Below are 19,580 nucleotides of genomic sequence, written 5' to 3' on the forward strand. Positions count from 1 at the left end.
TGTTAAATCAGTTTGTCGGGTGTGATGGGCAGGTCGCGGACCCGTTTACCGGTAGCGTTGAAGACCGCGTTGGAAACGGCGGCAGCAAAGCCGATCAGGGCTATCTCGCCCATACCTTTAGCGCCCATCGGGTTAATAACAGGATCTTTCTTATTGATGAACAGTACGTCTGTTGGTGGTGTATCTGCATTCACAGGCACATGGTAGTCTGCATAGTTGTTGTTGACATACCGGCCGTAGCGGTGATCGATCAGGGCCTCTTCCGTGAGGGCCATGCCGATGCCGCCTACCACGCCGCCGATCATCTGGCTGCGGGCGGTTTTGGTGTTTACCACCGTGCCGGAATCGGCCACGCTGACGATATGTTTGATGCGTACCACACCGGTGGCGGGATGTACATGTACTTTGGTAAAATGAACGGAGAAAGAATACATGGCGTAATGTTTCCGTTCGTCGCCGGCCTGGGAGGTAGTGGTAACGGTCAGCTCCGGCAGTTGTTGCAGCTGCAGCAGTGCGGCATAGTCCAGCCGGGTGTTGCCGGCCACCAGCTGGCCGTCTTCATGCTGAATATTTTCCGCTTTCACGCCTTTAAAAGCGGGAATACCGGCCGAGGCCATTTCCCCAAGTTTCTGCTGCAGGCTGCGGCATACGTCATTTACTGCGCTGCCGACGGTGGACACCGTGGATGAGCCGCCCTGGCGGGGCGCTTCCGGATAGGCTGATTCGCCCAGCAGGAATTCTATTTTTTTAGCATCGATGCCGGTAGCGTCGGCGGCTATCTGGACCATGGCAGTGGCGGTGCCCGGGCCTATATCTGCCGCAGCGCTGCGGATCACGAGCGTACCATCTGCTTTGAGGGTGGCGCTGGCAGTGGCTCTGCCGCGCCCGGCGCTGAACACGCCGCTACTCATACCGTAACCGACCAGCCAGCCGTTTTCCTGCAGTTGTCCGGGTGTCTGGCTGCGTTGCTGCCAGCCTATTTTAGCGGCGCCCATCTCGTAGGCTTCTTTCAGGTATTTGCTGGAGTAGGGCAGGTGCTTTTCCGGGTCTGTATCCGCATGGTTCAGGATACGCAGCTGCAACGGGTCCATTTTTAGTTGGTGGGCCAGTTCATCGATTGCTGATTCCAGCGCAAAAGCGCCGGTGGCTTCGCCGGGGCCGCGCATCCATACCGGTGTGCTGAGATTGAGCGGCACCAGCTGGTAGCGGGTGTTTACATTGGGACAGGCATACATCATGCGGCTCATGTTCACGATCGCCTCTGTGAAATCTTCATAGGGCGATGTGTTGGCCACTGCTTCATGTGTGATACCGGTCAGCTTACCATCGGTAGTAGCGCCGATACCTATACGTTGTCTGGCGGCGGGACGATAACCCACGAGGGTAAACATATCCTTACGGGTGATGACCAGTTTCACCGGCTTACGTATTTTCTTCGCTGCCAGGATGGTGGCTACTTCCATGGGCCATATGCGCAGTCCCATGCCGAAGGCGCCGCCCACAAACCGGGAGTGCACCGTGATCTGGCTTTCCGGCAGCTGAAAAAGTGTTTTCAGCGTTTGCTGCACACTTTTAACGCCTTGTGTTTTGGCGTACACCGTCAGTTGATCGGGTGTTTCCCAGTGAGCGATGATGCCCGCCAGTTCCATGGGGTTATGTACCTCAATAGGGATGTTGTATTCCGCTTCCAGGTGGACGGGCGCCTTTTTCCAGGCATCCGCTTCTCCCCGCAGGTAGTCCTTCATGTTTTTATGCTGGAAGGCCTGTCCCATGTTTTCGTCCATATCAGTCTTGTGTACTTCCTGCGCATAGGTAACTTTCACCAGGGAGGCAGCATGTACTGCGCGCTCCAGCGTATTGGCCACCACGATGGCTACCGGCTGGCCGTTGGAGTAGATGCGATCGTCGTAAAATATTTTAAGTCCCTGTTTGGGGTTGGGATTGTCCGCTTTGTAGCCCGGAACAGGCGGTGCGTTGAGGTGAGACACCACGTCGGCCACACCTGGGGCCCGGAGCGCTTTGGCGGCATCGATGGCGGTAATGCGGCCGCTGCTGACAGGGCTGCATACCAGCGCTGCATACAGCATGCCTTCCGGCTGATGGTCCGCAAAGTAGCGGGCCGTGCCGGTTACTTTCAGGCGGCCGTCTACGCGGTCCATGGATTGTCCTACTGCTTGCTTTTTCATACGGCAGCTGCTTTTGATAAGGCGGTGACGAGGCTGTTCTGCGCCATCGGCACTTTAAATGCGTTGTGTTTGTAAGTGCGGGCCGATTGCGTAGCTACGGTAGCGGCTATACGGAAATTTTCGATCGTAGGTGTTTTTCCGATCAGCGCTTTTTCTGCTTCGTGCAGGCGCCAGGGTTTGTGGGCCACGCCGCCCATGGCGAGACGGGCGCTGCGGATGGTGTTGTTGCTGATATCCAGTGCCGCGGCTACGGACACGAGTGCAAATGCGTACGAAGCGCGGTCGCGCACTTTGAGGTAGTATATGTTTTGGGTGAAAGGGCTGGCCGGAATATCAATACCGGTGATCAGTTCGCCCTTACCGAGATTATTGTCTTTATCGGGCGTATTGCCGGGCAACCGGTGAAACTCTCCGAAAGGAATGCGGCGGTTGCCTTTGGGGCCGGCCACCAGCACGGTGGCATCGAGGGCTGCCAGTGCAATGCACATATCGCTGGGATGTACGGCAATACACTGATCGCTGGCGCCGAAAATGGCGTGCATACGGTTGATGCCGCCGATAGCACTACAACCGCTGCCGGGCGTTCTTTTATTGCACGGCATGGTGATGTCATAGAAATAACTGCAACGGGTACGCTGCATCATATTGCCACCGGTGGTGGCCATGTTGCGCAGCTGCTGCGATGCCCCGGCCAGCAGCGCCTGTGACAACAGCGGGTGGCGAGTTGTCACCAGCGTATGGGCGGCCACCTCGCTGTTGAGCGTAAGTGCGCCGATATGCAGGGTATTATTGTTCAGCGTAATACTTTTCAGCGGCAGCCGGTTGATATCTACCAGCTTCTCCGGCGCCACCACGCCATTTTTCATGAGATCAAGCAGATTGGTGCCGCCGGCAATGAAGCGGGCGGATTTATCTTTCGTCAGCGCATCAATAGCCGCCTGCTGGCTGGCGGGCCTGACATAGGAAAACTGGTTCATACGGTATGCCCTCCTTGTTTTACTGCTGTAATGGCTGCCACGATATTGTCGTATGCACCGCAACGGCAGATGTTCCCACTCATGAACTCACGTATCTCTTCCGGCGAGCCTGCATGCCCTTCGCGGATACAGGCTACGGCCGACATAATCTGGCCTGGCGTACAATATCCGCACTGGAAGCCGTCATGTTTGATGAAGGCTTCCTGTACAGGATGTAAGGTGTCTCCCTGGGCAAGTCCTTCGATGGTGGTGATTTTTTTCCCTTCCTGCATAACGGCGAGGGTAAGGCAGGAATTAATACGTTGGCCGTTGACATGAACGGTACAGGCGCCGCACTGACCGTGATCGCAGCCTTTTTTGGTGCCTGTCAGGTTCAGCTGTTCGCGCAGCAGGTCCAGCAGGGTCACCCTGGGCTCCACGGACAGCTGATAAGCTTTCCCGTTGACTTCCAGGCTGACCGGCATTTTCTCGAAGAGGCCGGCAATCGTTTCATCATGTTCGCCTGCTTTGACTACCAGCGGTGGCGTGAGCGCCAGCGCCATCAATGCGGAAGATTGTTTGAGGAAGTCACGTCTGGCTTCGTGTTTGTCCCTCTTACCCGGGCATGACGGGTTTTCATTTGGTGCTTGTGACATACACAAGGGTTTTATTCAGCAATAAGGTAGCTATTTTTTAACATATGAACAAGGAGTTCCCGCAAAGCACGTAAATCACGCAAAGGCGCAGAGCAGCAAAGCACGCAAAGATTTTTTTAAGACAAATTAAGAAAGCAAAGGAGCGAAGATCAAATAGTGTTGATCTTCGCTCCTTTGCTTTCTCTGCCCGCTTATATTAATCTTTGCGTGCTTTGCTGCTCTGCGCCTTTGCGTGATTTACGTGCTTTGCCAGAACTAGTAGCCCGGATTTTGACCGAGGGTTTTATTGATATCTCTTTCTTTTTGCGGTACTGGCCAGAGATAGTCGCGTTGCGGGTTGAAAGAACGTTGATCGGCCACCACGTGATTGCCGGTCAGGGTTACTTTGCCGGTATTGGCGTCTACAGTGCCCAGGCGGGTACCATATACGGTACCGGTCCTAACGGTGGTGCCTATCTGCCAGCGCTGGATATCGTACCAGCGGAGGCCTTCGAGGGCCAGCTCCACACGGCGTTCGCGGCGTACAAGGGTACGCAGGGCAGCGATGTTGTTATAAACGGTACGGTTCACCAATGGCATACCTGCACGGGCGCGGATATCGTCGATCGCCTGGTATACGCTGTTGTCCATGACGCCGGACTCTATTTGTGCTTCCGCGTAGGTGAGCAATACCTCGGCATAACGGATCACGATGATGTTCACACCGGTGTTCCACATGTCCGGGAAGTCCTTCAGGAAAGGAACAAATTTCCGTACCAGGTAACCGGTGGGTGAGTTGTTGCCTTCGCTGTAGTAGTCAGCGGCCCCCGGGGTGATGGGATCGTAGAACTTGTCGTTATATTGTAATCCGGGGTATACCACGCTGGCCGCCAGACGAGGGTCCCTGTTGACATACGGGTTGTTGGCGTCATAACCGGAAGCAGGATCGTCGATCGTTTTGCCGTTGGTCATTTCGTAGGCATCTACCAGCGACTGCGTAGGGCTAAGCGAAGCCCATCCGCCATAACCGGAAGAAGGCAGGATACCGAGGTCTGTATTGGCATTGTCTTTTTCGTTGGCTTTGTATTGTACATCGAGGATCACCTCTTTGTTGTTTTCAAAGTCCTGGCGGAAAAGATCGGTGTAGTTCTTATAGAGGCCGTAACCGAGCGCCATCACTTTTTTACAGTCTTCTATTGCGGCAGCATAATTTTTGTCAAACAGTTCCACGCGTGCTCTCAGCGCTAAGGCGGCGCCCTTGGTGATGCGTCCCACATCGCTGCCATCATATGTTTGCGGAAGGATTTGCGCGACAGCCGCCAACTCATCGGTGATGAATTTGCGGACGTCGGCGCGGGGTGTTCTGCTGACAGTGTTAGCTTCCTGTACGCTCAGGTTTTTTACTACCAGGGGCACATCACCATACAGCTGTGACATGACGAAGTACCGGTAGGCGCGCAGGAAGCGGGCTTCCGCTTTGAAGCGGTTTCTTGTTTTTTCATCGATGGGCGCCTGGTCTACATTTTCGATGAACCAGTTACATTTCTGGATAGTGACAAAATCCCACTGGTTGGCTACCTGCGGATCGGTGGCGGTGGCGGTACCGTTGCCCAGATGTTGGTAGTTGTCCCACGCCCATTGGCTGTAGCTGTTGTCGCTGACGGCATCCATATAAATGGTGTTGTAGCTGGTTTCCCATCCTTTGTAACATCCGGCAAGCGCTGCGGAAGCAGCAGCTTCTGTTGTCCACAGCGATCCGTTGCTATAGGCGTCGGTAGGTGATTTATCCAGGAAATCTTTCTGACAGGCGGCTTGTGTCAGTGCGCCTGCAAGCAGTATATAGAGAAGGTTTCTTTTCATGATCATAATTTTTCGTAACGGTTAAAAACTAACATTCACGCCAAAAGTGTGCACTTTCACCTGCGGGTAGTAATAGATGCTGCTGGTGATGGAGGCCTCCGGATCTATCCATTTATAGAGATGATCAAAGGTCAGGATGTTCTGGCCGCTGTAATAGAAGCGTAGTTTGGTAAGGCCAATCCGCTTGATCACTTTTTCCGGGAGGGAATAACCTATCTGCAGGTTTTTAAGGCGCAGGTAAGAACCATCTTTCACCCAGAAGGAAGAAGGCGTGCCGCTGGGATCATTTTGTTTATAGTTATACCAGGTGCGGGGCATAGAAGCGCCGGGATTCGCTGTTGTCCAGCTGTCGAGGAAAGCGGAAGTCGGTTTGTTGGCATTACCGCCCACAGCACCGATCTTGCCAGCGTCAATATAGTTTTTCACACCGGCAGCGCCCTGCAGGAAGATACCGATATCAAAGTTTTTCCAGGAAGCCGTCAGGTTCAGGCCGAAGGTTACTTTCGGGAAGTAGCTGCCGAGATATTCCCTGTCGGCGCCGTTGATGGTGTCGTTGCCGTCTTTATCGCGGTATTTCAGATCGCCGGGAGCGGTGGTGGGCAACTGGAAAGGTGAATTTTTTATCTCCTCTTTTGACTGGAAGATGCCGTCGGCAACATAACCATAGATGGAGTTTACAGGATAACCTACCTGTTTAAACGTATAGCCGTTGATGATAGGTCCGGAGCCACGGAGGTCGGTCACTTCGTTGTGGATAAAGGCGGTATTGAAGCTGGCGCTATAGTTGAAGTCTCCTTTGTTATCGGCATAACTCAGTAAAAATTCCCAACCGCGGTTCAGCACGGCGCCTGCATTCTGCACCGGGTCCTGGAAGCCATAGGCGGCGCCTACCGGTACGGCCAGCAGGATGCCATTGGTTTTCTTATGGAAGTAATCGGCGCTGAAGTTCAGTTTGCCGTTCAGGAAACCCGCGTCGATACCGACACCTGCTTCGGTGGTGGTTTCCCATTTGATATCCGGGTTGGCGCCGTTGATAGGCGCCACGCCCGGTACTACACCGGCTGCCGTTCCGCCGAATACATAGTTCTGATCGCCGAGGGCGGTGAAGATGTACGGGTAATACGGGAAGGTGGGATATTTGGCATCATCCTTTCCTTTTACGTACTGGTTGCCCAGCTGGCCCCAGGAAGCTCTCAGCTTCAGGTTGGACACTGCTGGTTTCAATGCGTCGAAGAACGCTTCGCGGTCGATGTTCCAGCCGGCGGAGAAAGAGGGGAAGGTACCCCATCTGTTGCCCGGGGCGAAACGGGAAGAACCGTCATAACGCAGGTTGGCTTCCAGCAGATATTTCCCGTCGAAGTCGTAGTTCAGTCTGCCGAACCAGGAGCGCAGGCCCAGTTCATAGCTGTAGTTGAGAGCGTACTGGCCTTCTGTGCCACCGAGGTTCAGATCGGTCAGTTCGTTGTTGAGATAACCTTTGCGGTATCCTTCGTCGAAGGAGTATTTGGTTTGCTCCTGGGAGAAACCGCCCAGTATTTTGAAGTTGTGTTTGTTAAAGGATTTGGTGTATTCCAGCAAAGCCTGCTGGGTAACGGTGTTGCCGAAGTTGTTCTGATCGGTAACGGAACTGGGGCCCTGGTAAAAGGTCTTGTCGCCGTTAGCGTTATAGTATTGCTGGTCAGCCCTGAACTTCTTGATGTGATTGATCTTCATGATATAAGCCAGGGAGGGCTTGAAGTGCAGGCCTTTGATGATTTCCCAGTCCACGCCCACATTGCCTACGAGGTCATAGTAAGAATAGGTGTTTTTGCTGTTACCTTCCAGCCAGGCCATAGGGTTACCATCGCCGATAGCGCCATAGTGGCCGTTGGCATATTTGTAAGGTATGCGCGGGTTGATCCTGTTGATCTGTCTTACCAGCTGTTGAAAATCGCCGGTGTAGGGGTTGGACGGTTCTGTCTGGCCGGTGGAGGTAAAGCCGATGTTGGCATTTACTTTCACGTGGTTGGCCACCTCAGAGGTGATATTGAGGCGGGTAGTATATCTTTTGGCGTTTGTTTCCTTTACGATACCGTTCTCGTCAAAGAGGCCGAGGGACAGTGCGTACTGTGTTTTTTCGCTGCCGCCGGAGACGCCGAGGTAGTGATTTTGCTGGATGCCGCTGCCTTTGTAGAAGAGGCCGAGCCAATCCGTGTTGGGATAGTTGTAGGGATCGGAGCCGTCTTTATATTTGGCGATTTGTTCAGCGGTGTATTTAGGGGCGGACCCTTCGTTGATGGAAGCCTGGTTCTCCAGTTCCGCTACCTGCCAGGAGGGGAGGAAGTCGGGGAGGCCGGTGGCTTTCTGTTTACCTACATAGGCGTTGTAGGTAACCTGCGGAGCGCCTTTTTTTCCTTGTTTGGTGGTGATCAGAATGACGCCGTTGGCCGCGCGGGAGCCGTAGATGGCTGCGGAGGCGGCGTCTTTCAGGACAGACATGCTGGCGATATCGTCCGGGTTGATGTTGTTCAGGCTGCTGACGTTGGTCACCACGCCGTCGATCACGATCACCGGGTCGGCGGTGTTGAGGGTGCCGATACCGCGGATGCGGATGCTGCCGCCGTCGGAACCGGGCTGACCGCTTTTGGCGGCGGTAACGGTAACGCCGGGCATGGTGCCCTGTAACGCGTTGCTGACGCTGGTAACGGGCCTGTTGGCCAGTTCCTTGCTGCCGATGCTGGACACGGCGCCGGTGAGGTTGGCTTTTTTCTGGGTGCCATAACCGACTACTACCAACTGTTTGAGGGAGGCTACGTCGGACTGGAGAACGATATTGAGATGTGTTTTCCCTTTAAGGCTTATTTCCTGGGCGGTATAGCCGATGCTGGTGATGGTGATCACCGCATTTTCGTCTACGCCGGCGATCTGGAATTCGCCGTTGGGGGTGGTGATAGCGCCTTTGGTGGTACCTTTCACCATCACGGAAGCGCCGGGGATGGCTGCGCCTGTTTCGTCCACCACTTTACCGGAGATGGTGACCGGCGGTGGGGTATTGCTTTCCGTGGGTTGTATGTTTTTTGTTGTTTTTTCATTACGGGTGATGAATACCGTATTGCCCTGTACTTCGTAGCTGAGGGACTGATGTTGTAGCACCATGTCCATGGCGGTTTGCAGGGTGGCGTTTTTCAGTTCCACGGTTACCGGGGCCGTGTTTTTCAGGTCTTCCCGGTCGTAGAAGAAAGCATAGCCTGTTTGCTGGCGTATCACGTTCAGCACTCTCTGGAGGCTGACAGCGCGGGCAGACCAGGTAACAGTCTGTGCGCTGGTCGTGGCGCTTACCTGTAAGATACCCATCAGGAGCAGAAGAGAAGTTAGCTTCATAACTAACAAAAGTTTGTTGAACAGCCCGGCTTTTTTTGGATGACAACCGGGTCCGGAATTACAAATAGCCTTTACTTGCATACTTTTGCAATGTTTGGTTGAATTAATAAAGAATGTTTACCGACTTGTTTGTTGGTTTAGCTGAACTAAGGCCGGGGTTCTGACGCCAATCTTTACCCCCGGCTTATTTCATTAAAGTACATGGGAATACCTCTTTGTTAGCCTGAATTGATCATTGTTCCTGTTTTGTTTTTCATCGTTCTTATAAAGGTTATGGCTGGATAACGATCCGGTGGCCATCTTCTATTCTGTATTTTATTCTCGTTTTAGACAGTCCTTTCAGCACCTGGGAGAGGGTAAGGCTGCGGCCTATTTCTCCGTTGAACACGCGGTCCGGTATTTTGCCTTCGTAGCTCACTTCCAGGTTGTACCAGCGCGCGAGTTCCCGCATAACGGTGGGCAGGTCGGCGTTGGTGAAGGAGAAATAGCCTTCTTTCCAGGCGGTGATGGCGGAGAGGTCTACCTGGTCTGCCACCTGAACATCGTTGTGGCTTACCCTTGCCTGCTGGCCTGGTTTCAGTACCATTTGGCGGTTATGGGCAGACACCCGGATGGCGCCTTCCACGAGGGTGGTTTTGATGGCGGCTTCGTCTGTGTAAGCGTTGATGTTAAAGTGGGTGCCCAGTACGTCGACAGTGGTGTTGTTGGCCGTTACGCGGAAGGGCATGCGGGCATTTTTTGCCACATCGAAAAAGGCTTCGCCTGTCACTGTTACCTTTCTTTCTGAGCCGGTGAAGGCGGTGGGATAGGTAATGGAGGAGCCGGCGTTGAGCCATACTTTGGAGCCGTCGGGCAGGATGAGGCTATACTGGCCGCCGAGGGGCGTGCTCATGGTGTTGTACAGTATTTTGCCTGCATCGGTGCCGGCGTTGTCATATACCAGTTGTCCGTTGGCCATTTTGGTGATTTTACTGCCGCCCTGTTGTGCCAGCAGGCCATTGCCGGCGCTGTCGAGTGTTATCTGTGAGCCGTCGCTGAGCGTCAGTATGGCTTTGTTGCCGCCGGGAGCTACGTCGGGAGCTGCCTGGGTGTGTACCGGCGCTCGTGTTTTGGCGGGTTGGGTCCACCACCATGCAATGCCGGTCAGCAGCAGTATGCTGGCAGCTGCGGCCCATTTCCAATGGATGTGCCTGATGCGGGAGGGTTGCCGTGGCTTGTCGGCCGCCAAGATGCCGGTAACGAGCTGTTGCCATTCCGCCGGATCGTGACTGTCCGGGGTGGCGGGCCCATGGAAAGCTTCGATCTGCGTATTGACCATGCCCGTTTCATCCGCCTGGATCATCTCCAGCAGTTCCGTGTATTCATCCTGCGTGGCAAGGCCCTGGCGGGCTTGTGATAATAAATATATCAGTCTTTCAGTATCTGGCAATGACGTGGTTTTTTGTATCGCGTGAACGTTTGATTTTGGTGCAGGGCGACCCGGTTGCAGGGGTGTCCCTGCATATACGTACCGTAAGTGAAGTGATAGTACCTATCGGGCGGAAAAAAAATTAAAAAAAATGGGAAAAACTGTAAGAAAGTAACATCAAAGGGATACTAATACCGTGTCTGAGCAGGTATTCCCGGATGGTGCGAAGGGAGCGCACCAGCGAATTTTTGACGGTTTGGGCGGAGATGTTCAGCTGTCCGGCGATATCGGCTATTTTCAGGCCGCCTTCCCGGCTCAGCAGGTATATTTTCATGGCCTGGGGCGGCAACTGGGTGATGGCTTCCCTTATGAGCCTGGATGTTTCGGAGAGGGACAGGTTTTCCTCGGTAACATTGGTGTATTCTTCTTCGCTCCAGGACAGTTGGTGGCGGGCTTTTTCGCGGACGCCCTGTTTTTGCAACCAGGTGTAGGAGCGGTGGTAGGTCATTTTAAAGATCCAGTTACGGGGGCTGTCAACCGCGGGGAGTTTATCGCGTCCCATCCACAGGCCGAGGAATATTTCCTGGATAATGTCTTTTACCGGGGCTTCTTCCTGGATAATTTGCCGGATGACAGGCCTGATGCGGGGCACATAGAGATGAAACAGCGCTTCAAACGCTGCTTCGTCACCTTCCGCGATCCGGTCAAATAATATTGTCTCCTGTGCTGCGTCGTTCTGCATCCTGTGTCCAGATACTGATCAATCAATGGTTCGCCCCGGTGAGGTCACTCGTATGATGTTTAATGGGCACAACAGTGTAATGAAAGAAATGGCAACCGGGGTGGTCAAAGATAACATGATAATTCGGTAAAAAAGACATTAGGTTTCCGGCGGGGCCTGTGGCGGTTGGGGACGGTGGGGGGGAGCGGATATAGTAATCAGCGCCGTAAGGATTGGACCGTTGCTACACAGGGAGTGTATCTTATAGTGGCCCAGGGGTTGGGCTGGCATCTGCCTGTATAGAACGGAAACTCTTCTGTGTTGCTGATAGTGGCCCAGGGCTTTAGCCCTGGGATCACCGGTAGGGTTTTCCTGCGTTGCGGGTTTCGAAGTTCTGTATTTCCTGCTGCAGCCGGCGTTTCTGCAGGAGATAGGTCTTCAGGTCCAGCCGGGATTTTTCGGCTTCGAGGCCGGAAACGGCCTGGTGTAGCCGTATCCATTCATTGCGCAGCAGATTTTTCTCCGAATGGCGGGCGGTGGTAAAGGCGGGTGCCTCGCGAATCACATCGAGAGAATAACCCTGTTCTGTCCATTGAAGGAAATCGTCGCTGAGGACGTCCATACATTCCGGATCGAGGGCGCCGTAGCCGGTGGTGTATACGGTCAGCGTGGGCCGGGTGGTATCCAGGAAGATGCCGCGGCCGCCGCTGTCGTCTGCTATGCTCAGATAGCCGGGGAGGTACCGCTGCACCTCGTAGTCGTTATTCCTGGTCAGGAGGTCGTCGGTGCCATAGAGGTTTACCAGGTCGGTGACGAGGCGGCTTTCGTGCAGCTGTTCTGTTTCCAGGAAGCGGGCGTAAGCACCCGGCAGGGTGATGCCGAGTGCTGCTGCTATCTGTTGAAGGCGGTTATCCATTGCTTTTGAGTTGCGCCAGCCACTGTTGGGCAAATTCGTTGTCCGGCTCCAGTGCCAGCACTTTCTCGAAGGAGGCGATGGCCAGCGGGAGGTCTTCCATCTGATAGAAGAGGATGGCACGGTTGAGATGGATATAGCTGTTGTCCGGAGCGATGGCCAGTGCTTTGTTGTAGCAGGCGAGTGCTTCCTCGAAATTTTCGGCCAGCATGTACAGGGAGCCCATGTTCACGAGGAGACCAGGTTCCTCTGGCGCCAGCTCAATGCCTTTCCGGGCGTATTCCAGTCCCTGTAGCAGGCGCATCTCCACGCTTTTCTGCGTGTCTTCGTTGAAGCCGTTGTCTTCCATGAAGTTGATGCTGTGGTGGATGCTTTCCAGCAGGTTTCTCACTTCATTGTCGTACCAGCCTGCTGTTTTCTCCACCTCCTGTGTAAAGGGCAGGGCGTCGAGGTCTATGTCTATGTCTTTGTCCAGCTCGGCAGCTGTTTTCATTTTTCCTTTGGCAGGAGCGTACCACCATTCGCAGAATTTGCCGAGTTCACCACCTTCCGGCAGTTCGTCAACCGGTGGAAGTCCTTCTTCGTAGATGGCGTCGTTGGCTACTACGAGGTCGAGGATGATTTTGAGACCTTCGTGGTCGATGGGTTCATTTTCCTGTTCGGCGGCCATCACCATGTAAGGCAGCAGTTGGTACCAGCTGGCGAGCAGGTCACGGTACTGCTGCTGTGCCGCATTTTCTGCGATGATGCGGGCCATGGTGAACACGTCGGACAACTGTGGCGGGGTAGCGTCAGCACCCTGCAGGGTACCGTTGGCCACTAAAGCTTCCCACAGCGTGGAGCCGGCATCGCAGTAAAGGATATACTGTTGCTGTTGCTGGTCGAAATGGGCGTAGCCTGCTATTGGATTGGTTTCCGCGTCCCACTCCGCTTCCGGCTGGGTATAGATGAAGCTGAACTTCCGATGGGCGGCGAGGTTGTCCAGGAACGCCTGATGCTGTGCATAGGAAGGATGCGCAGTTATCGGGAAAGTATATACGAAGCGGCGCTGTACGAGTATATCCATCACCCGGAAATGGGTGAAGCCGGTGTCAAAATTTGATTGCAGCTCGTACAGGCTGTAAAAGAGACTTCTGCGGTCCAGTGAATCATCCTGGCTTTCATGCAGACAGTAGACGGACATCTCCACCAGGGATTCTATTTCATGCATCGACATATCTTGGGTATGCTTTATTTGAAACGCGAAAATACGGATTATGGAAAAAAGCGCGGGGGAGTATCTTCCGGGTGCGCATGCGGCCGGGTGGCAGCTGGTGCCGGCGAGGAGGCTGGTAGTGGTTGCGGTGGACTGAAAGCTATTGCAGGATACTTTGTACTGACATTGTCCCGGGTGCTGCCGGGCATATTACATGCCCCGCTGCTGGTGGCAGTGATGCCCCGGGCCGGATCACTGCCCGGGGCGGAAGAATTATTTCACTAATACGTTTTTCACGTAGTTATAGCTTTTGGTAATGCTGTCGAACGGATCGATGGTGATTTTGTCCTGCTCCACAAAAATATGCTGCACGCCTGCCTGTTTGGCCTGCGCGAAGATCTGCCGGAAGTTAATGCTGCCCGTGCCCACTTCTGCGAAAGACACGCCGGACAACAGCTGCATGGAGGTCTTGTTTTCATTGCCGGCAGCAGTAAGGCTGGCCGTGTTCTTTTTGTCCATGTCTTTTACGTGCCAGGCCACAAACCGGCCGGGCGCTTCGGAGAACAGCTTCAGCGGATCTACGCCGGATTTTACAGCCCAGAAAAGGTCCAGCTCAAATGATACCAGCGCGGGGGTCTGTGTTTTTGAGCATCACCTCATAACCTGTGGTGCTGCTGTCTGCCAGCTTCTTGAATTCCCAGTAGTGGTTATGGTAGCCGATCTGCAGGTTGGATTTTTTACACAGTTCGCCGGCTTTGTTCAGCTGGTCGGCCATGAACTTATAATCATCCGTTTTCAGCTTTTTATCCCACAGCGAGAGCGGGAGCACCGGCACGATAAAATACTGCTGGCCCAGTGACGCCGCCAGGTCAATCTGCGGCTGTAATGCCGCCGGGTCGCCGTTGCCCCGGGTCAGATAGTCGTTGAGCTGATAGTGGCCGCTGGGAGTGACCAGCTGGTATTCCTGGAACAACGCTTTCAGTTCCGATGGCTTGAGGCCCCAGAAGGTACCTTTGTCCTTTTCTCCTGCGTAACCGTAATAAGTCTCCACTTCCTTATAACCAATCTGCGCTACCCGTATGATCGTGCTTTTTACGTCTTTGTCCAGCTGATCCCGCAGCGTGTACAATTGCAGCCCGATATCACGGGAGAGGCCTTTCTTCTCCGTCTGTGCGAAGAGACCGCCGGGAAGCATCATACCGGCAGCTAATAAGCCGGCCTGTTGAATAAATGAACGTCGTGAGTTATGCATCTAATAATGTTGTTTGTAACGTGGACAATGACCGAAATTAAGGAAAAGGGTTTTATTGCCGCTGAAAATGTTGCTGCGGCTTTACAGCAGCGGGTTTGCGGCTAAATAATTTTTATACGGATCTGGTTTTAATTGGTTAAATTGTTAAGACTCTGATTATCCTAAAGCCAACTCGATGAAGCTATTTTTCTGGAAGCGGAAAACGGCCGGGGGACCCCAAAAAAAGAAATCAAAAGTCAGGGAATGGATAGAAGCTGCTGTTTTTGCCATCGTAGTGGCCACGCTGATCCGGACTTTCCTGTTTGAAGCTTTTATGATCCCCAGCGGCTCTATGGAAAGGACCCTGTTAATCCACGACTATCTTTTTGTTAGTAAGATCAGCTATGGTCCGCGCATCCCCATGACGCCACTGGCATTCCCGTTTGCCAATCACACCCTGCCCTTTACCAAAACCACAAAATCTTATTCCACCGCGGTACAATGGCCCTACAAACGACTGCCTGGTTTCAGTGAAGTGAAAAGGAATGATGTGATCGTGTTTAACTATCCTTGCGGAGATACGGCGTTGTACAGCAAATCGGGAGATGATGCCGACTATTACGTCATGAAACGGAACATGACGCCGGACACCCTGAAGCTGTTTTACAGTGACCCCATTTACCGCCCGGTAGACCGGCGGGAGACATGGATCAAACGTGCCGTGGGCATCAGCGGGGATACGATCATGGTGGTAAACGGGCAGCTGTTTGTTAACGGTAAACCGGGTTTTGAACCACCCGAAGCACTTACCGGCTACCAGGTAAAAACGAGGTCCGGAAAAGCGTTCAACGATAAACAGGAAAAAGACCTTGGTGTGGATGGTGGTTATGGCATGGGCGAAGACTCCTCCAGGTACTATACCTACGATCTAACCAAAGATAAAGCCGCACTGGTCAAACAATGGGGAGATACTATCCTGCCAGACCCGAAAACAAAAACACGGAGAGGCATTTTCCCGGGGGACCCCGACAACTTCCCGTGGAGCGAAGATACCTATGGCCCCATTTACGTACCTCAGAAAGGCGTCACGGTAGCACTGGATACCTGCGTATTGCCGCTCTACCGTCGCATTATTGTCAATTACGAGAACAACGAGCTGGAGGTACAGGGTGATAAAATATTTATCAACGGGCGGGAGACAAAAGCCTATACATTTAAAATGAATTATTACTGGATGATGGGCGATAACCGCCACCAGTCGATAGACTCCCGCTTCTGGGGCTTTGTGCCGGAAGATCACCTGATCGGCAAAGCGTGGGTGATATGGTTTAGCTTCCACAAGACCTACAAGGATTTTTATATCCGTTGGGGGAGGTTTTTTACATTGATTAAATAATCCATCATTCCCTTGGTTTAATCACCATCTCCATCCTGGCTTCCCCTTTCAACGCCTAAAATTCAATTCTTAATCTCAATGGCCCAATATCCTTGCCCCGGGTTCACGCCCGTGGCAAGGATGTAACCGGTTTCTTTTATGACAGCAGTATTGTTCTCACAGGTTACTGTGCGTTGGCTGCTTTTACCTTGTTGAGCAGCTGGTCCAGCGCGGTGCGGTCCAGTAACCGGCCTTTGGTGACAACAGCACTTATTTTTTCGGTGTTATGGATGTCTTCCAGCGGGTTGGCGCTGAGCAGCAGGATGTCCGCCTTTTTACCGGCGGCCAGCGCGCCGTAGTCTTTTTTATGCAGGAACGCCGGGGAATTGATCACCGAAGCCTGCAACGCCTGCAGGGGCGTAAGACCGAAACGCACCATGAGCGCCAGCTCCCGGTGTAGTCCGATACCGGGATAGTCGAATGAATTCAGATAACCGGCATCTGTGCCTGCCATGATTTTCACACCGGCTTTTTGCAGCAGCGGCAGGATGGCAGACTCTTTTTCGTATATCTCTTTCCGGTAGGCGATAGCGGCACTGTCGTCTTTCATGACCCGCTTTACCCGCATCTCATAAGTTTTCTGCAACCCTTTGCCGATGTAAACCAGGTAGGGGTCCTGTGCGTGGTTGTCCTGGTCGAAATACGCGAGTATCTGTCCCAGCGATAGAGTGGGAGTAACCGCCGTGCCTTTGGCTGCCATATGGCGATAGGCCTTCAGCGCGGCGGCGGTATCAAAATGGGTCAGTATGTACCGGTTAATATCGCGGCCTTTGATTTCTCCGTTGGCGATACGACGGGAGAGGGCCGCTTCGTCTTTTACACCTGCTTTCCAGACATAGGAGAGGTGTTCTACGGAACTAAGGCCTGCGTCGGTTACCTGTTGCAGCGTAAGGGCATAAGGTACGTGCCCGGAAATGATCATCCCCCGTTGCCGAGCGGCTTTCACCGCTTCCAGATACAGTGCTGGTTTGATCGTGTTGTCCGTAATTTTTACAAAATCTACGTGCATACGTTGCAGTGAGTCCAGCGCCTGGTGTAGTTCGGCGGTGGTACCAATTTCAATATCACCCAGCCATACAGATTTATAGCCTTCCAGTTTGGGGCCGGATGTGAAAATGGCGGGCCCCTGCAAGGTTCCGTTGTTGACTTCATCGCGCCATTTCAGCACTTCTGCGCTGATATCGGCGGCGCAATCGCGGATGGTGGTGATGCCATGAGCAAGATAGAGCGGCAGGAAGTTTTTGTTTTCATCGGCGAGGGTGTCGCCACCGCCGAAGTGCATGTGGTTGTCCCACAGGCCGGGCATGGCATACCGGTTGCCGCCATCAACCGTGTGTGCCGCTTTATACCGCGCGGCACGCTGAGGAGTGGTAACGGCCACGATCATATCGTGACGTACCACAATTGCCTGGTTGGGCGTGATCTTCCCGGTTTTGATATCGATCACTTTTACCGGGGAGATGACCAGGTCCACCGGCTGTTGGGCGGACACCGCGATCCCTCCCAGTAAGGAGAGAAAAATTAAAATTCCTTTTTTCATGATGGTGTGTTATTCCGTTGTTGAAAATTCAGTAGCAATGCGGCCAGTACAAAGGTGCCGCCCAGGAAACAAACGCCTGTCCAGTGCCAGTGGCTCCATACCTGCGCCCCCAACAGTGAGCCGAGTGCGCCGCCGGAGAAAGCGCTGGTCATGTACACGGTGTTGAGCCTGCTGCGTGCCGCAGGTAACAACGCAAACACTTTCGACTGGTTGGAGATATGTGCTACCTGTTGACCTACATCCAGCAACACTACGCCAATGATCAGTCCTGTCAGTGATGCGGCAGAAAAACCCATGATCACAAAAGCGGCCAGCATGGCCATTACGCCGAGGCGAAGGGTAAACTGCGGCCCTCTGCTGTCGGCCGATTTGCCGGCGGCCGGAGCGGCCAGCGCGCCACAGGCGCCGATCAGACCGAAGAGCCCTACCATATCACTTTTATAATGGAAAGGACTGCCTTCCAGTAAAAATACCAGTGTGGTCCAGAACACGCTGAAAGCACCAAAAGTCAGGAAGCTGGTCAGTGCGGCCTGCCGTAACGGGGAATAGGTTTTTACCATCGATACCAGCGATTTCATCAGGCTGCCGTAGCTGCCTTCAAAAGAAGGCGGGTCCGATGGCAACATGCGGTAAAGCACCACCAGTAAAACGGCCATTATACCACCGCCCAGCAGGAATACCGCGCGCCAGCCCCAGTGGGCGCCAATGATACCGCTGAGGGTGCGGGACAAGAGAATTCCGATCAACAGTCCGCTCATCACTTTACCTACAATCCTGCCGCGGGCTTCATCAGGCGCCAGGGTGGCAGCCATGGGCAGCAACAGCTGCGGTACGGCAGAGAAGAATCCGATGAACAGGCTGGCGCCTACCATCATGTAATAGTTCACAGACGCTGCCGCCAGCCACATACACACCGTGGCCCCGGCCAGTTTCCATAATATCAGTTTACGTCTTTCTGTTTTATCGCCCAGGGGTACTATCAACAGCAGCCCCAGCGTATATCCTACCTGCGTGATCGTGGCGATCACGCTCACTTTGCTTTCGCTGATGCCGAAGGTGTTGGCCATCATCAGCAGCAGTGGCTGATTGTAATAAATATTCGCGACTACCATGCCACAGGTTACCGCCATCAGCACAACAAGGGCGTTCGTTATCCCGCTGCCTTTCCTTTTGATGGGCAGTGTCATCACGTTTTCCATACTATCTTTTCTTTAAGGCAAAAGTAGACCGGAACAAAACGATGAAATGGTACTCATTATTGAATGACCGGTACTTTTTATAGATGTCTGACCTGACGGCGAAAGTCCACCGGGGTTTGCGCGGTATACTTCCGGAAGAAGCGGGAGAAATAGGAAGTATCGTTAAAGCCAAGTGAGAAAGCAATCTCTTTTACGTCCATGTCGGTAAGGATCAGCAAGCGCTTGGCTTCCAGCAGCAGCCGGTCACGGATGTATTCCCCGGCGGTGATGCCGGATTCCTTGCGGCAGACAGTATTGAGATAACTGGGGGTAACGTGCAGGCGTGCGGCGTAGTAACTGACTTCGCTGTGTTGTGCGTATTGTTTTTCCAGCAGCTGCAGAAAGCGGTTGATCAGCCGGCTACCTGCGGCAGCTGTTTCCGAAGGATAGGCTACGGCATACCATCGTTGTAACAACAGCAGGATAATCTGTAACCGGTGTTGTGTGATATTGGCTGCCGTTTCACCGGTCATCAGCTGCAGCTCTGCCGTGAGCTGTGTGTATTGCTCGCGTGTCAGCTTCAGCAGCGGCGTGGCGGATGGTGTGAAAAATGGCCACATAGGCCCTTTTTGTAGCATGAAGCTTCCCGAAAACATTACCTGGTAGCCGGTAGTGTTGGCGGAAAGCCGCCACTGGTGCGCTTGCCCGGGTGCGAGGAAAAATACGCTGTGCGGCGTCACTTTATAATCCCGGAAGTCGATAGTATGGGTGCCACTGCCTTTGGCCCCTACGATCAGCAGCATAAAAAAATCATGCTTGTGGGCTTCGTCTATCACAGGCATATTGATCGGTTCATGTTGCACAAGCTTAAAATCCTCCTGCCGGTAAGGGAGATTGAAGATTTTTTCTATGCCAAATGTCCTTAATCCTGTGATTGCCATGACGATTGCTGATTATATGGT

Annotated in this window: 16 protein-coding genes; 2 read left to right on the forward strand and 14 right to left on the reverse strand. The window is 53.4% G+C overall.

Annotation, left to right across the window (positions count from 1 at the left end; genetic code table 11):
• Positions 1–2: 2 nt before the first annotated feature.
• The 9 genes from B5D63_RS03660 to B5D63_RS03700 all read right to left on the reverse strand — a co-directional run bounded on the left by B5D63_RS03660 (position 3) and on the right by B5D63_RS03700 (position 13,255).
• Entirely contained in the window at positions 3–2,186 is a 2,184-nt protein-coding gene (locus B5D63_RS03660; protein ID WP_078667395.1) for a xanthine dehydrogenase family protein molybdopterin-binding subunit, read from the reverse strand.
• Positions 2,183–3,163 carry an FAD binding domain-containing protein gene (locus B5D63_RS03665; protein WP_078667396.1) on the reverse strand — a complete coding sequence of 327 codons (981 nt, stop codon included), beginning with the start codon at positions 3,161–3,163 and terminating at the stop codon, positions 2,183–2,185. Before B5D63_RS03665 ends, B5D63_RS03660 begins: the two co-directional genes overlap by 4 nt.
• Entirely contained in the window at positions 3,160–3,798 is a 639-nt protein-coding gene (locus B5D63_RS03670; RefSeq protein WP_078667397.1) for a (2Fe-2S)-binding protein, read from the reverse strand. Before B5D63_RS03670 ends, B5D63_RS03665 begins: the two co-directional genes overlap by 4 nt.
• A gap of 255 nt (positions 3,799–4,053) precedes the next feature.
• Positions 4,054–5,637: a RagB/SusD family nutrient uptake outer membrane protein gene (locus B5D63_RS03675; RefSeq protein ID WP_078668529.1), complete on the reverse strand. Its 1,584-nt coding sequence runs from the start codon at positions 5,635–5,637 to the stop codon at positions 4,054–4,056.
• Between the two features lie 21 nt (positions 5,638–5,658).
• The gene (locus B5D63_RS03680; RefSeq protein ID WP_159455877.1) at positions 5,659–8,997 is read right to left on the reverse strand and encodes a TonB-dependent receptor; all 3,339 of its coding nucleotides are present in this window, start codon (positions 8,995–8,997) and stop codon (positions 5,659–5,661) included.
• Positions 8,998–9,268: 271 nt separating this feature from the next.
• On the reverse strand, positions 9,269–10,426 hold the full coding sequence (locus B5D63_RS03685; RefSeq protein ID WP_078667399.1) for a FecR family protein: 1,158 nt from the start codon (positions 10,424–10,426) through the stop codon (positions 9,269–9,271).
• 121 nt (positions 10,427–10,547) lie between these two features.
• The gene (locus B5D63_RS03690) at positions 10,548–11,147 is read right to left on the reverse strand and encodes an RNA polymerase sigma factor (protein WP_078667400.1); all 600 of its coding nucleotides are present in this window, start codon (positions 11,145–11,147) and stop codon (positions 10,548–10,550) included.
• A gap of 334 nt (positions 11,148–11,481) precedes the next feature.
• Complete coding sequence (locus B5D63_RS03695; RefSeq protein ID WP_078667401.1) at positions 11,482–12,042, reverse strand: SMI1/KNR4 family protein; 561 nt, start codon at positions 12,040–12,042, stop codon at positions 11,482–11,484.
• Complete coding sequence (locus B5D63_RS03700) at positions 12,035–13,255, reverse strand: tetratricopeptide repeat protein (protein ID WP_078667402.1); 1,221 nt, start codon at positions 13,253–13,255, stop codon at positions 12,035–12,037. The genes B5D63_RS03695 and B5D63_RS03700 overlap by 8 nt, the downstream gene beginning before the upstream one ends.
• Positions 13,256–13,264: 9 nt before the next feature.
• Between B5D63_RS03700 and B5D63_RS03705 the strand changes: the two genes are divergently transcribed.
• Positions 13,265–13,519 carry a hypothetical protein gene (locus tag B5D63_RS03705; RefSeq protein ID WP_078667403.1) on the forward strand — a complete coding sequence of 85 codons (255 nt, stop codon included), beginning with the start codon at positions 13,265–13,267 and terminating at the stop codon, positions 13,517–13,519.
• On the opposite strand, the gene B5D63_RS35245 is transcribed toward B5D63_RS03705, so the two are convergent.
• Together B5D63_RS35245 and B5D63_RS03710 are read right to left on the reverse strand one after the other, a co-directional pair.
• Complete coding sequence (locus B5D63_RS35245) at positions 13,508–13,753, reverse strand: hypothetical protein (RefSeq protein ID WP_200816901.1); 246 nt, start codon at positions 13,751–13,753, stop codon at positions 13,508–13,510. The two genes, B5D63_RS03705 and B5D63_RS35245, sit on opposite strands and share 12 nt — an antisense overlap.
• 94 nt (positions 13,754–13,847) lie before the next feature.
• The gene (locus tag B5D63_RS03710; RefSeq protein WP_200816902.1) at positions 13,848–14,486 is read right to left on the reverse strand and encodes a sugar phosphate isomerase/epimerase family protein; all 639 of its coding nucleotides are present in this window, start codon (positions 14,484–14,486) and stop codon (positions 13,848–13,850) included.
• 175 nt (positions 14,487–14,661) lie between these two features.
• Here B5D63_RS03710 and lepB point away from each other — a divergent pair, with 175 nt between their 5' ends.
• Entirely contained in the window at positions 14,662–15,861 is a 1,200-nt protein-coding gene (lepB, locus tag B5D63_RS03715) for a signal peptidase I (protein ID WP_078667404.1), read from the forward strand.
• 163 nt (positions 15,862–16,024) lie between these two features.
• Here lepB and B5D63_RS03720 read toward each other — a convergent pair whose 3' ends face one another.
• From B5D63_RS03720 to B5D63_RS03730, 3 genes are all read right to left on the reverse strand, one after another.
• The gene (locus B5D63_RS03720; RefSeq protein ID WP_078667405.1) at positions 16,025–17,440 is read right to left on the reverse strand and encodes an amidohydrolase family protein; all 1,416 of its coding nucleotides are present in this window, start codon (positions 17,438–17,440) and stop codon (positions 16,025–16,027) included.
• On the reverse strand, positions 17,437–18,639 hold the full coding sequence (locus B5D63_RS03725) for an MFS transporter (protein WP_200816903.1): 1,203 nt from the start codon (positions 18,637–18,639) through the stop codon (positions 17,437–17,439). Before B5D63_RS03725 ends, B5D63_RS03720 begins: the two co-directional genes overlap by 4 nt.
• Positions 18,640–18,716: 77 nt before the next feature.
• Positions 18,717–19,559 carry a helix-turn-helix domain-containing protein gene (locus B5D63_RS03730; RefSeq protein WP_078667406.1) on the reverse strand — a complete coding sequence of 281 codons (843 nt, stop codon included), beginning with the start codon at positions 19,557–19,559 and terminating at the stop codon, positions 18,717–18,719.
• Positions 19,560–19,580: the final 21 nt, after the last annotated feature.

It is taken from the genome of Chitinophaga eiseniae, assembly GCF_900167135.1.
Taxonomy (GTDB): Bacteria; Bacteroidota; Bacteroidia; order Chitinophagales; family Chitinophagaceae; genus Chitinophaga; species Chitinophaga eiseniae.

Excerpts from the sequence above, each read along its gene's own strand:
- B5D63_RS03660 (WP_078667395.1), bottom strand. The coding sequence starts at position 2,186 with ATGAAAAAGCAAGCAGTAGGACAATCCATGGACCGCGTAGACGGCCGC.
- B5D63_RS03665 (WP_078667396.1), bottom strand. The coding sequence starts at position 3,163 with ATGAACCAGTTTTCCTATGTCAGGCCCGCCAGCCAGCAGGCGGCTATT.
- B5D63_RS03670 (WP_078667397.1), bottom strand. The coding sequence starts at position 3,798 with ATGTCACAAGCACCAAATGAAAACCCGTCATGCCCGGGTAAGAGGGAC.
- B5D63_RS03675 (WP_078668529.1), bottom strand. The coding sequence starts at position 5,637 with ATGAAAAGAAACCTTCTCTATATACTGCTTGCAGGCGCACTGACACAA.
- B5D63_RS03680 (WP_159455877.1), bottom strand. The coding sequence starts at position 8,997 with ATGAAGCTAACTTCTCTTCTGCTCCTGATGGGTATCTTACAGGTAAGC.
- B5D63_RS03690 (WP_078667400.1), bottom strand. The coding sequence starts at position 11,147 with ATGCAGAACGACGCAGCACAGGAGACAATATTATTTGACCGGATCGCG.
- B5D63_RS03695 (WP_078667401.1), bottom strand. The coding sequence starts at position 12,042 with ATGGATAACCGCCTTCAACAGATAGCAGCAGCACTCGGCATCACCCTG.
- B5D63_RS03700 (WP_078667402.1), bottom strand. The coding sequence starts at position 13,255 with ATGTCGATGCATGAAATAGAATCCCTGGTGGAGATGTCCGTCTACTGT.
- B5D63_RS03705 (WP_078667403.1), top strand. The coding sequence starts at position 13,265 with ATGCTTTATTTGAAACGCGAAAATACGGATTATGGAAAAAAGCGCGGG.
- B5D63_RS35245 (WP_200816901.1), bottom strand. The coding sequence starts at position 13,753 with ATGGACAAAAAGAACACGGCCAGCCTTACTGCTGCCGGCAATGAAAAC.
- B5D63_RS03710 (WP_200816902.1), bottom strand. The coding sequence starts at position 14,486 with ATGCATAACTCACGACGTTCATTTATTCAACAGGCCGGCTTATTAGCT.
- lepB (WP_078667404.1), top strand. The coding sequence starts at position 14,662 with ATGAAGCTATTTTTCTGGAAGCGGAAAACGGCCGGGGGACCCCAAAAA.
- B5D63_RS03720 (WP_078667405.1), bottom strand. The coding sequence starts at position 17,440 with ATGAAAAAAGGAATTTTAATTTTTCTCTCCTTACTGGGAGGGATCGCG.
- B5D63_RS03725 (WP_200816903.1), bottom strand. The coding sequence starts at position 18,639 with ATGGAAAACGTGATGACACTGCCCATCAAAAGGAAAGGCAGCGGGATA.
- B5D63_RS03730 (WP_078667406.1), bottom strand. The coding sequence starts at position 19,559 with ATGGCAATCACAGGATTAAGGACATTTGGCATAGAAAAAATCTTCAAT.